The following is a 12,025-nucleotide window of genomic DNA, read 5'->3' on the forward strand; positions in this document are numbered from 1 at the left end:
TCGCAGCGTGACCAAACAGTGCAATTGCGCGGCTGCCGAATTGCGGTCTAAGCAGGTCAGGAATTTGACCAAGGGGACAGAATTGACCGACATGCCCGTGTTCCGCGCCAGGGGTCTGGGCAAGTCCTATCCCGGCGTCCGCGCCAATGACGACGTGTCGTTCCACGTCATGCCCGGAGAGATCCACGCCCTGCTGGGCGAGAACGGCGCGGGCAAGTCGACGCTGGTCAAGATGATCTATGGGCTGGTGCGCCCCGATGACGGGCAGATGTGGCTAGGCGACGGCGCCCATGCGCCCTCCGATCCGCGGGCGGCGCGCGCGGCGGGCGTGGCGATGGTGTTCCAGCATTTCAGCCTGTTCGACGCGCTGACGGTCGCCGAGAACATCGCCCTGGGGATGGAGAACCCGCCGCCGCGGCGCGAACTGTCGGCGCGCATCACCAAGGTCAGCCATGATTTCGGCCTGCCGCTGAACCCCGCGCGGCGCATCGTCACCCTGTCGGCCGGCGAACGCCAGCGGGTCGAGATCATCCGCTGCCTGTTGCAGAACCCCCGCCTGTTGATCATGGACGAACCGACCAGCGTGCTGACCCCGCAGGAGGCCGAGCTGCTGTTCGCGACCCTGCGCAAGCTGGCGGCGCAAGGCACCGCGATCCTGTACATCAGCCACAAGCTGGACGAGATTCGCAGCCATTGCGACCGCGCCACGATCCTGCGGCACGGCAAGGTCGTCGACAGCTGCGATCCCCGCGCCCATTCCGCCCGCGACCTGGCCGCGATGATGGTCGGCGGCCAGATGCGCCAGATCGACCGCAGCGGTCGCCAGCCCGGCGCCGTCCTGCTGGAGGTGCGCGCCCTGTCCCAGCCCGCTCCCAATGCCGAGGGCACGGCGCTGAAGGACATCGCCCTGTCCCTGCGGGCCGGAGAGATCCTGGGCATCGGCGGCGTCGCCGGCAACGGCCAGGAGGAGCTGTTGGCCGCCCTGTCGGGCGAGGTCCGCAGCGCGCCCGGCACCGTCACGCTGGAGGGCGCGGACCTGTCCGCCGCCGGCCCCGAACCGCGCCGCGTCAAGGGCCTGCTCAGCGCGCCCGAGGACCGGCTGGGCCATGCCGCCGTCCCCGATTTCAGCCTGACCGAGAACACGCTGCTGACCGCGGGCAGCCGCAAGTCCCTGGTCCGCGGCGGGCTGATCGACCACAAGGCCGCGCGCGACTATGCGCTGGCGGTGATCGACGGGTTCGACGTCCGCACCCCCGGCCCCCATGTCGCGGCCCGCGCCCTGTCCGGCGGCAACCTGCAGAAATTCGTGATCGGCCGAGAGGTCATGCAGAACCCGCGCGTGCTGGTCGTGAACCAGCCCACCTGGGGCGTGGATGCGGGGGCGGCAGCCAGCGTGCGGCAATCGCTGCTGGACCTGGCCCGCCAGGGCGCGGGCGTCATCGTCATCTCTCAGGATCTGGATGAGCTTTTGGAACTGTCCGACCGTTTCTGCGCCCTGAACGAAGGCCGCCTGTCGCCCCCCGTGCCCACCGACGGCCTGACGCTGGACCGCATCGGCCTGATGCTGGGCGGTGCGCATGGCATGGAAGAGGCGCATCTATGATCACGCTGATCCCGCGCCAAAGCGCCTCGACCGGCTGGCAGGTCGCGACGCCGGTCATGGCCGTGCTGGCCACGATGATCGCCGGCGGGCTGCTGTTCGCGATGCTGGGGCATGACCCGGTCGCGGCGATCCGCACGATCTTCTGGGACCCGCTGTTCGGTCCTGCCGCCGGCTATTCCCGGCCGCAGCTGCTGATCAAGGCCGCGCCGCTGATCCTGATCGCCTCGGGGCTGGCCATCGGCTTTCGCGCCGGCATCTGGAACATCGGGGCCGAGGGACAGTACATCATCGGCGGCATCACCGGCGCCGCGGTCGCCTTGGCGCTTTACCCGCTGGAGGCGTGGTGGCTGTTTCCGCTGATGGTCGCGGCCGGACTGGCCGGGGGCTGGGCCTGGGGCATGATCCCCGCGATACTCAGGAACTGGTTCGGCGCATCGGAAATCCTGGTGTCGCTGATGCTGGTCTATGTCGCGCAGCGGATCGCCGCATGGATGGCCTTCGGCCCGATGCGCAACCCGCAGGGCATGGGCTTTCCCGGATCGCGCAACCTGCAGCAATACCCCTCCGCCGCCAACCCCGAACTGATCGCCGGGACCGGCGCGCATTGGGGGGTCGTGGCCGCCGCCGCCGCGGTCCTGGCCACGTGGTTCCTGATGAGCCGCCACATCCGCGGGTTCCACATCCGCGCCGCCGGTACCGCACCCCGTGCCGCGCGGTTCGCGGGCGTGCGGCCGCAGATGCTGGTCGCGTTCTGCCTGGGCCTGTCGGGCGCGCTGGCCGGTGCCGCGGGCCTGTTCGAGGTCGCGGGCCCCGCGGGCCAGATCACCGACAAGCTGGGCGTGGGATACGGGTTCACCGCGATCATCGTGGCGTTCCTGGGACGGCTGCACCCGGTGGGCATCCTGCTGGCGGGACTGCTGCTGGCGCTGACCTATATCGGGGGCGAACTGGCTCAGCTGACCATGTCGCTGCCCGCCGCGACCGTGCAGGTGTTCCAGGGGATGCTGCTGTTCTTCCTGTTGGGCTTCGACGTCCTGACCCGCTATCAGATCCGCAGAAGGCGCACCGCATGATCGACCCCCTGTCCGTCTTCCTGCTGCTGATCTCGGCCTCGACCCCGATCCTGTTCGCCGCCCTGGGCGAACTGGTCGTGGAACGCGCGGGCGTCCTGAACCTGGGGGTCGAGGGGATGATGATCACCGGCGCACTGGCCGGTTTCGCCGCCGCCTATGCCAGCGGCAATCCGTTCCTGGGGTTTCTGGTCGCGGCCGTGGCGGGGGCGGCCATATCGCTGCTGTTCGCGGCGCTGACGCAGCTGTTCCTGGCCAACCAGGTCGCATCGGGCCTGGCGCTGACCCTGTTCGGCCTGGGCCTGGCCGCGATGTTCGGCAAGCCGTTCGAGGGGGTCAAGGCGCCGCCCATGCCGATCGGGCCGCTGCGCATCAACTGGATCGTGTGGCTGGGGCTGGCGATGGTGCCGGTCGTCTGGTGGTTCCTGAACCGCACCCGGCGCGGCCTGGTCCTGCGCGGCGTCGGAGAGAACCACGAGGCCGCCCACGCCCTGGGCTATGACGTGCGCCTGACCCGTCTGGCGGCCATCGCCTTCGGCGGCGCGATGGCGGGGATCGGCGGGGCATTCATCTCGATCGCGACGGTCCTGCAATGGACCGAGGGGATGACCGCCGGTGCGGGCTGGATTGCGCTGGCGATCGTGGTTTTCTCGAACTGGACGGCGGCGGGCGTCCTGGCGGGGGCCTGGCTTTTCGGCGGCGTCACCGTGCTGCAGCTGCGCCTGCAGGCGGCGGGCGTGCAGGTGCCGGTGCAGTTGCTGTCGATGGCGCCCTATCTGGCGACCATCATCGTGCTGGTGGCCATCTCGGCCCGGCAGAAATACTCGCGGCGCGCGGGGGCGGCTGCCCCCGGCTCGCTTGGGACCAACTTCCACGCGCTGCGGTAGAACCGCGGCCATACCAACCAAGAGGGATACCATGAACCGCAGACATCTTCTGGCCACGGCCGCCGCCCTGATGACCGCGATGGCCGCCCCGGCCATGGCCCAGGACGAGCCCCTGAAGGTCGGCTTCATCTATGTTGGCCCCGTGGGCGACGGCGGCTGGACCTACCAGCACGACCTGGCCCGCCAGGCCGTCGAGGCCGAGTTTGGCGACCGCGTCGAGACCACCTTCATCGAGAGCGTGCCGGAAGGTGCCGACGCCGAACGCGCCCTGACCCAGCTGGCCTTGGCCGGGAACGAGCTGATCTTCGCGACCAGCTTCGGCTTCATGGACCCGGTGATGAACGTCGCGGCCAAGTTCCCCGACATCAAGTTCGAACATGCCACCGGCTACAAGACCGCCGAGAACGTCGCGACCTATGACGCGCGCTTCTACGAGGGTCGGGCAGTCATCGGCACCATCGCGGGCCGCATGACGGAATCGAACAAGATCGGCTATATCGGGTCCTTCCCGATCCCCGAGGTGATCCAGGGCATCAACTCCAGCTTCATCCATGCCCGCAAGGTGAACCCGGACGTGGAGATGCGCGTCGTCTGGGCCTACAGCTGGTTCGACCCCGCCAAGGAGGCCGAGGCCGCGTCGGCGCTGTTGGCCGAGGGCGTGGACGTGATCCTGCAGCACACCGATTCGACCGCGCCCCTGGCCCAGGCCCAGCAGGCCGGCGCCATCGGATTCGGTCAGGCCAGCGACATGGCGGCGTTCAAGCCCAGCCCGCGGGTGGCCTCGATCATCGATGAATGGTCGCCCTATTACATCAAGCGCGTCGGCGCGGTGCTGGACGGCACCTGGGAAAGCGGGTCCAGCTGGGCGGGCATCGGTGACGGAGAGGTCGTGATCGGAGAGATCACCGACGCCGTCCCCGCCGAGGTCAAGGCAGAGGCCGAGGCCCTGCGCGACGCCATCGGCGCGGGCGAATACCACCCCTTCACCGGGCCGCTGAACAAGGCCGACGGCACCGTCTGGCTGGCCGAGGGAGAGACCGCCAGCGACGCGGACCTGCAGTCGATGAACTTCTACGTCGAAGGCATCACCGCCCAGATCCCGCAGTAAGCGGCCCTGACCGACACCCTGCGCGCCCCGGTCCGAAAAGGCCGGGGCGTTCGTCGTTCCGGCGACATCCCGCGCAGGCCCGGCCGCGATGATGACATCCGGCCGCGACCCCGGCGATACTGTGCGCAACCGATACCGGAGGCCGCCTGATGCGCCTGCTTGCCCTGACCGCCCTGCTGCTGTCCACCGCCCCTGCCCTGGCGCAGGACGCCGACGCGCTGCTGGCGCGCTTTCTGCAGGACCGGGGCGAGGATATCGACGCCTGCTTCACCGACATGCCACAGATGCGCGACGACCAGCGCGATGCCGACTTCCGGGGTGCGACGGACGCCCCGGTGCCCCTGCGGCGACTTGTGGTGGCCTTCGACGCATCCGGGTCGATGGCGGGTGCGCTTGGCAGCGACACCAAGATGGCGGCGGCACGGCAGGCGGTCGATGCCCTGCTGGACGACCTGCCCGATGACGTGACCGCCAGCCTGGTGGCCTTTGGCCATCGGGGCACGAACGATGATGCCGGTCGCGCCGAAAGCTGTGCGGGGGTCGAGACCCTGGTGCCTGCCACCGACAATACCACGGCGCTGAAGGCCGCGGTGCAGGCGCTGGAACCGGCGGGCTGGACGCCCTTGGCCGATGCACTGGCCGCCGCCGGGACGCAGCTGGCGCCGTCAGACGCGGTGGGCGAACAGGTCGTCTATGTCGTGTCGGACGGAGAGGAGACCTGCGGCGGCGATCCCGTGGAACAGGCGCGCGCCCTGCATGACGGCGACATCCGCGCCGTCGTCAACATCCTGGGCCTGGACCTGCCCGCCGACGAACGCGCCCAGCTGGAGGCCGTGGCCCAGGCCGGGGGCGGCCTGTTCACCTCCATCACCACGCAAAGCGAGCTGGCGCGCGAGATCGAGGAAAGGCGTCGCTGGAACGCCAACAGCTTCGAGATGCTGAGAACCAACAACCAAGCGTCGATGACCCAGCTGCGCAATTCCAACGCCGCCGGAGGTGCGCTGCTGCGGCTGAACAACTGCATCGGTGGCCGTTCGCTGCGCGAGAGCAACCGGGTGCGTGCCTGGTCACGCGACCAGGATCTGACCCCCGACCAGCAGGCCGCGCTGCGCGCCGCGCTGACGGCCGCGCATGACGCCCATGACGCCCGCGCGGCAGAAATCCGCAGCACCCTTGAGGCCGCGCGCGACGGCGCAAACCAGGCCGTCCAGGATCAGCGCGACGCCGACGCGGCCGAGTTCGAGGCGGTGCGTTAACCCATCCGCTCGCTGGCATAGCTGCCGGGCGACGGCGGGAAGACCACCGTCTTGGCCGCGTTCAGGAAGACCCGGCCGTGGATATGGGCATGGACCGCGCGGGCCAGCACCTGCGCCTCGACGTCGCGGCCCAGGGAGACATAGTCGCCGGGAGACTGGGCATGGGTCACGCGGACCGTGTCCTGTTCGATGATCGGGCCTTCGTCCAGGTCGGCGGTGACGTAATGGCTGGTCGCGCCGATCAGCTTGACGCCCCGCTCATAGGCCTGCTTGTAGGGGTTCGCCCCCTTGAAGCTGGGCAGGAAGGAATGGTGGATGTTGATGATCCGCCCCGACATCTGCTGGCACATCCGGTCCGACAGCACCTGCATATAGCGCGCCAGCACGACCAGTTCGGCCCCGGTCTGGTCGATGATCTCCATCTGGCGGGCCTCGGCCTCGGCCTTGTTCTCGGGCGTGACGCGGATCATGTGGAAGGGGATGTCGTGGTTCACGACGACCTTCTGGTATTCGTGGTGGTTCGACACGACGCCAACGATCTCGATCGGCAGGGCACCGATGCGCCAGCGGTACAGAAGGTCGTTCAGGCAGTGCCCGAACCGGCTGACCATGATCAGCACCTTCTTCTTGACGGCATCGTCGGTGACCTCGACCTCCATGCCGAACCGCGTGGCGATGGGCGCGAACATCGCGCGCAGGCTCTCCAGCGTCGCGGCCCCTTCGGAGCGGAAGCTGACCCGCATGAAGAACCGACCCGTCTCGACGTCGTCGAACTGGGCGCTGTCGGTGATGTTGCAGTCCGCATCCGCCAGCGCGCCGGAAATCGCCGCGACGATGCCGCGGGTCGAGGCGCAGGTCACGCGCAGGGTGAAGGTCTTCATATGGGGTCCCCGTTTTGCCGATGGCGCGAACGCCACCGGCATTTCAACGCATTGCCCGCGAAGGGCAATCACGTTTGCGACGGCGGGGGGCCGCCCGCGACATCAGGCGGCCCGGATCAGGCCGCCGGCAGCCGCGCCTCGACCATGCCTGCATACCAGCTGGAGCCCGCCGGGATCGCATCGTCGTTGAAGTTGTAGGCCGGGTGATGGACCATCGCCGTGTCGCCGTTGCCGACCCAGATATAGGCGCCCGGACGTTCGTTCAGCATATAGCTGAAATCCTCGCCGCCCATCATCGGCTGCATGTCCATGTTCACCCCGCCCGAGATGTCGCGCGCCACGTCGGCGGCCCATTCCGTCGCCTGCGGGTCGTTCATGGTGACCGGATAGCCACGCTGGTAATCGACATCGGCGCGTGCGCCCATCGCGGCGGCGATGTTGGTGGCGACGCGCTTGATCCCCTCCTCCAACTGGTCGCGGACCTCGGGGGCCAAGCTGCGGGCGGTGCCCTTCAGCTGGACGACCTGCGGGATCACGTTATGCGCCGTCGAATCCGTCGACACCACGCAGACCGAGATCACCGCGTTCTTCAGCGGGTCGATGTTGCGCGCCACGACCGACTGCAACGCCACGACGATCTGGGCGGCGGTCAGGGTGGTGTCGATGCATTCATGGGGCTTTGCGGCATGGCCGCCCTTGCCGGTCACGGTGATGTCGAACTGATCGGCCGCCGCCATCATCGCGCCGGGCCGGATCGAGAACTGGCCCACCGGCATGCCGGGCATGTTGTGCATGCCGTAGAACTCGTCGATCTTCCAGCGGTCGACCAGCCCGTCCAAGACCATCGCCTCGCCCCCGGCACCGCCTTCTTCCGCGGGCTGGAAGATCACGATGGCGGTGCCGTCGAAATTGCGCGTCTCGGCCAGGTACTTGGCCGCACCCAGCAGCATGGCGGTGTGGCCGTCATGGCCGCAGGCATGCATCTTGCCCGGCGTCTTTGACGCGTATTCCACGCCCGTCTGCTCGATGATCGGCAGCGCGTCCATGTCGGCGCGCAGGCCCACGACGCGGCCCTTGCTGTCGGTCCGGCCCTTGATGACGCCGACGACGCCGGTGCGGCCCACGCCCTCGGTCACCTCGTCACAGCCGAATTCGCGCAGCAGGTCGGCCACGCGGCCCGCGGTGCGGTGGACGTCGTACAGCAGTTCGGGATGTTCGTGGAAATCGCGGCGCCAGGCGGCGATTTCGGGCAGCAGTTCGGCAAAGCGGTTCTTGACGGGCATGGTTGTCTCCTTCGGGCGCAGGTTGGCGATTTCCTGCACGATCTGCAAGAGGGGCAAGGGGCGCCCCGCCACGCCCTGCCCGAAAAATGATCAGCCGTGGGTGACCGGATCGACCAGCACGCGGTGCCCCGGCGCGACCTCTCGGTAGACGGACAGCTTGGCCACGTAATCGACCGGGTGCATGGGCGACGGGATGGGCTTGAAGCTCAGATCCTCGCTGATCTTCTTCTGGCGCGGGTCGGCCACCGGCACGGCCGACATCAGCTGGCGGGTATAGCTGTGCTGGGGGTTCTCGAAGACCTGCCGGCGGGTGCCCAGTTCGACGATGCGGCCCAGATACATCACGCCCACATGGTGGCTGACGCGTTCGACGACGGCCATGTCATGGCTGATGAACAGCATCGATATGCCCAGGTCCTGCTGCAGCTCCATCAGCAGGTTCAGCACCTGCGCCTGGACCGACACGTCCAGCGCCGACACGGCCTCGTCCGCGATGATCAGCTTGGGGTTCAGCGCCAGGGCGCGGGCAATGGCGATGCGCTGGCGCTGGCCGCCCGACATCTCGTGCGGATAGCGCCGCATGAAGCTGCGCGGCAGTTCAACCCGGTCGAACAGGGCCGCGATGCGGTCCTGGCGTTCGGACTTGCTGCCGATGCCATAGTTCTCCATCGGTTCTGCGACCTGGTCGTAGAGCTTCATGTGCGGGTCCAGGCTGGCGAACGGGTCCTGAAAGATCATCTGCATGTCGCGGCGCGACTTGCGCAGCGCGTTCGCCGACAGGCCGATGATGTCGGTGCCACCCAGGTCGACCGTGCCCGATTCGGGCTCGACCAGGCGCAGGATCGACCGCCCGCAGGTGGACTTGCCGCAGCCGGATTCCCCCACCAGCGACAGCGTCTCGCCGGCGTTGATGGTAAAGCTGACATCCTCGACCGCGTGCACCCGCGCGACGGTGCGGCGCAGCAGGCCGCCCTTGACCTTGAACCGCGTGGTCAGGTTCTTGACCGTCAGCAGCGGCGTGGGGTTGGCGACGACGATGGGTTCGGGGGCGCCGGTCGATCCGTCGCTCATCAGGCGCAGGCGCTCGGGGGCGGCCTTGCCGGTCATCTCGCCAAGGCGCGGGACGGCGGCCAGCAGCATCTTGGTGTAATCCCGCTGAGGATTCTCGAAGATCTGCTCGACCGGGCCTTCCTCGACCTTCTCGCCGCGATACATGACCACCACGCGGTCGGCCATCTGGGCGACCACGGCCATGTCATGGGTGATGAAAAGGACGGCAATCTGCTTTTCCCGCTTCAACCGGTCGATCAGCGCCAGGATCTCCGCCTGGATCGTCACGTCCAGCGCGGTCGTGGGCTCGTCGCAGATCAGCAGGCGCGGCTCGCAGGCCATGGCGATGGCGATCACAACGCGCTGGCGCATGCCGCCCGACAGTTCGTGCGGATACTGGTCCAGCCGGCGTTCGGGTTCGGGAATGCGGACCTGGCGCAGGATCTCCAGCGCGCGGGCGCGGGCCTCGGCCTTCTTCAGGCCGCGATGGGTGATCAACCCCTCGACCAGCTGGTCGCCGACGGTGAAGACCGGGTTCAGCGCGGTCATCGGCTCCTGGAAGATCATGCCGATCTGGTTGCCGCGGATGTCGCGCATCGCGGCGCTGTTCTGGCGGGCCAAGTCAACGACCTTGCCGTCATCCTGTTCGAACATCAGCTGGCCGCCCGCGATGGTGCCCCCGCCGAATTCCACCAGCCGCATCAGCGACAGCGAGCTGACCGATTTCCCCGACCCGGATTCGCCCACCACGCAGACGCATTCGCCCGGCTTGATGTTAAAGCTGACATCCTTGACGCCGACCACGACCCCATCGTTGGTTTCGAATTCGACCCGCAGTTTCTCAATGGAAACAAGAGGTTTGTCGTCAAGCATCTGGGGCCCCCGGGAAAGATCAAGCCAGCAGGCTAGCCATTGCCCGGGGAAAGTCAAAGCCCAAACGCATGTGCGATGGGTCTTGCCTTTCGCAGAGGCTTCGTTTGATGATGCGCGCATTCCGCAGGGACGATGACAACACGAACAACCACCCGGACAATCGGGGACGCGACAAGACGATCAGCCCCCGAATGGCTGAAGGTGGCGTGGAACCCCCCGCGGGCCGCAACACCCAACAGGAGAGTGTAATGAAACTGAGAACCGGTCTGATGGGCGCCGCCGCCACGCTGGCGATGGCCCCTGCCGCTTTCGCGGAACGCGGCAGCGACGGCCAGCTGAACATCATCATGTGGCAGGCCCCGACCCTGATGCACCCCTATCTGTCGGGCGGCACCAAGGAAGTCATCGCCGGCAGCCTGGTCCTGGAACCGCTGGCGGGCTACGACACCGAAGGCCAGATCTATGCGCGCCTGGTGACCGAGATCCCGTCGCTGGAGAACGGCGGCATCGCCGAGGACCTGACCTCGGTCACCTGGAAGCTGCGCGACGACGTGAAATGGTCGGACGGCACGCCGCTGACCGCCGATGACGTCGTCTTCACCGCCGAATACTGCATGGACCCCGAGGGTGGCTGCGCGCAGCTGGCCAAGTTCGAGGGCATCACCGCGGTCGAGGCGGTCGATCCGCAGACCGTCAAGGTCACCTTCGATTCGCCGCGCGCCGACCCGTTCTCGGCCTTTGTCGGATCGCAGTCGCCGATTCTGCAGAAGGCCCAGTTCGAGGCCTGCAAGGGCGTGAACGCACCGACCTGCACCGACCAGAACTTTGGCCCGATCGGCACCGGCCCGTTCCGCGTCACCCAGTTCCTGACCAACGACACGATCAGCCTCGAAGCGAACCCGGAATACCGCGACGCGGCCAAGCCCGCCTTCGCGACCGTGCTGGTCAAGGGTGGCGGCGACGCGGCCGGCGCCGCGCGGTCGGTCATGGAGACGGGCGAGTTCGACTATGCCTGGAACACCCAGCTGGCCCCCGACGTCATCGCCGGCATGGAGGCCGCGGGCCGCGGCAAGGTCTCTGCCGCGTTCGGCACGCTGGTGGAACGCATCCACGTCAACCTGACTGACCCGTCGTCGTCGCTGCCCGAGGGCGAGCGTTCGACCGCCGCACATCCGCATCCGTTCCTGTCGGACCCGGCGGTGCGCAAGGCGCTGTCCATGGCCATCGACCGCGCCCTGCTGGTAGAGATCGGCTATGGCACGTCGGGCCAGCCGACCTGCAACTATGTCCCCGCCCCCGAGGCCTGGGCGTCCGACAACACCGAATGCCTGACCCAGGACATCGCCGGTGCGAACGCGCTGCTGGACGAGGCAGGCTGGACGATGGGCGGCAACGGCGTGCGTGAGAAGGACGGCGTGCAGCTGAACATGGTCTTCCAGACCTCGGTCAACGCGGTTCGCCAGGACTTCCAGGCGCTGATCAAGCAGTGGTGGTCGGAAATCGGCGTCCAGACCGAGCTGAAGACGGTCGACGCGTCGGTGTTCTTCGGCTCGGATGCGGGCTCGCCCGACACGCTGCAGAAGTTCTATGCCGACGTCGAGATGTATGCCGACAACTTCGACGGCAACAACCCGGCGCCCTACCTGTCCAAGTGGACCTGCGACAAGGCGCCCTCGCCCGCCAACCAGTGGCAGGGCGAGAACATCAGCCGCTTCTGCGACCCGGAATACGACCGCATGGTCGACGAGATCGAAGGCATCGTCGATGCCGACGAACGCGCCGCCATGGGCCGGACGATGAACGACATGCTGACCAAGGACAGCAACGCGATCATCCCGCTGGTCTATCGCGGCACGGCCTCGGCGCATTCGAACACGCTTGGCGGCGTGCAGCTGAACGCCTGGGACAGCGAGATCTGGAACGTCGCGGACTGGACCCGCGTCGAACAGTAATGCATCCTGCCGCCCTGGCCCTGCGCCGGGGCGGCGCCCCTCTCTCAGGGGCCCGCGGGCGC

The 12,025-nt window shown here is 67.9% G+C and carries 9 protein-coding genes; 6 read left to right on the forward strand and 3 right to left on the reverse strand.

From position 1 onward, the window contains the following. Positions 1 to 91: 91 nt before the first annotated feature. From PRL19_RS01880 to PRL19_RS01900, 5 genes are all read left to right on the forward strand, one after another. A complete protein-coding gene (locus tag PRL19_RS01880) occupies positions 92 to 1,603 on the forward strand; it encodes an ABC transporter ATP-binding protein (RefSeq protein ID WP_273744436.1) in 1,512 nt (503 codons plus the stop codon). Beyond that, complete coding sequence (locus PRL19_RS01885) at positions 1,600 to 2,676, forward strand: ABC transporter permease (RefSeq protein WP_273743702.1); 1,077 nt, start codon at positions 1,600 to 1,602, stop codon at positions 2,674 to 2,676. The genes PRL19_RS01880 and PRL19_RS01885 overlap by 4 nt, the downstream gene beginning before the upstream one ends. Continuing rightward, positions 2,673 to 3,560, forward strand: coding sequence for an ABC transporter permease (locus PRL19_RS01890; protein WP_045981450.1), 888 nt, complete (start codon positions 2,673 to 2,675; stop codon positions 3,558 to 3,560). Before PRL19_RS01885 ends, PRL19_RS01890 begins: the two co-directional genes overlap by 4 nt. Before the next feature lie 31 nt (positions 3,561 to 3,591). Further along, positions 3,592 to 4,668, forward strand: a complete 1,077-nt coding sequence (locus PRL19_RS01895; RefSeq protein WP_046001367.1) for a BMP family ABC transporter substrate-binding protein — start codon at positions 3,592 to 3,594, stop codon at positions 4,666 to 4,668. A gap of 149 nt (positions 4,669 to 4,817) precedes the next feature. Next, positions 4,818 to 5,924, forward strand: a complete 1,107-nt coding sequence (locus PRL19_RS01900; protein ID WP_273743703.1) for a vWA domain-containing protein — start codon at positions 4,818 to 4,820, stop codon at positions 5,922 to 5,924. On the opposite strand, the gene purU is transcribed toward PRL19_RS01900, so the two are convergent. From purU to PRL19_RS01915, 3 genes are all read right to left on the reverse strand, one after another. Further along, positions 5,921 to 6,805 (reverse strand): formyltetrahydrofolate deformylase, encoded by an 885-nt coding sequence (gene purU / locus PRL19_RS01905; RefSeq protein WP_045981447.1) that lies wholly within the window; start codon positions 6,803 to 6,805, stop codon positions 5,921 to 5,923. The genes PRL19_RS01900 and purU overlap by 4 nt on opposite strands. Before the next feature lie 116 nt (positions 6,806 to 6,921). After that, a complete protein-coding gene (locus PRL19_RS01910; protein WP_273743704.1) occupies positions 6,922 to 8,088 on the reverse strand; it encodes a M20 aminoacylase family protein in 1,167 nt (388 codons plus the stop codon). Positions 8,089 to 8,178: 90 nt separating this feature from the next. Next, positions 8,179 to 10,011 carry an ABC transporter ATP-binding protein gene (locus PRL19_RS01915; protein WP_273743705.1) on the reverse strand — a complete coding sequence of 611 codons (1,833 nt, stop codon included), beginning with the start codon at positions 10,009 to 10,011 and terminating at the stop codon, positions 8,179 to 8,181. 248 nt (positions 10,012 to 10,259) lie between these two features. Here PRL19_RS01915 and PRL19_RS01920 point away from each other — a divergent pair, with 248 nt between their 5' ends. Next, positions 10,260 to 11,963: a peptide ABC transporter substrate-binding protein gene (locus PRL19_RS01920; protein WP_046001364.1), complete on the forward strand. Its 1,704-nt coding sequence runs from the start codon at positions 10,260 to 10,262 to the stop codon at positions 11,961 to 11,963. The last annotated feature ends 62 nt before the right edge of the window (positions 11,964 to 12,025 follow it).

The sequence above is a fragment of the Paracoccus marcusii genome (assembly GCF_028621715.1).
Taxonomy (GTDB): domain Bacteria; phylum Pseudomonadota; class Alphaproteobacteria; order Rhodobacterales; family Rhodobacteraceae; genus Paracoccus; species Paracoccus marcusii.

Coding starts and splice junctions, on each gene's coding strand:
- PRL19_RS01920 (WP_046001364.1), top strand. CDS start 10,260: ATGAAACTGAGAACCGGTCTGATGGGCGCCGCCGCCACGCTGGCGATG.
- PRL19_RS01880 (WP_273744436.1), top strand. CDS start 92: ATGCCCGTGTTCCGCGCCAGGGGTCTGGGCAAGTCCTATCCCGGCGTC.
- purU (WP_045981447.1), bottom strand. CDS start 6,805: ATGAAGACCTTCACCCTGCGCGTGACCTGCGCCTCGACCCGCGGCATC.
- PRL19_RS01910 (WP_273743704.1), bottom strand. CDS start 8,088: ATGCCCGTCAAGAACCGCTTTGCCGAACTGCTGCCCGAAATCGCCGCC.
- PRL19_RS01895 (WP_046001367.1), top strand. CDS start 3,592: ATGAACCGCAGACATCTTCTGGCCACGGCCGCCGCCCTGATGACCGCG.
- PRL19_RS01890 (WP_045981450.1), top strand. CDS start 2,673: ATGATCGACCCCCTGTCCGTCTTCCTGCTGCTGATCTCGGCCTCGACC.
- PRL19_RS01900 (WP_273743703.1), top strand. CDS start 4,818: ATGCGCCTGCTTGCCCTGACCGCCCTGCTGCTGTCCACCGCCCCTGCC.
- PRL19_RS01885 (WP_273743702.1), top strand. CDS start 1,600: ATGATCACGCTGATCCCGCGCCAAAGCGCCTCGACCGGCTGGCAGGTC.
- PRL19_RS01915 (WP_273743705.1), bottom strand. CDS start 10,011: ATGCTTGACGACAAACCTCTTGTTTCCATTGAGAAACTGCGGGTCGAA.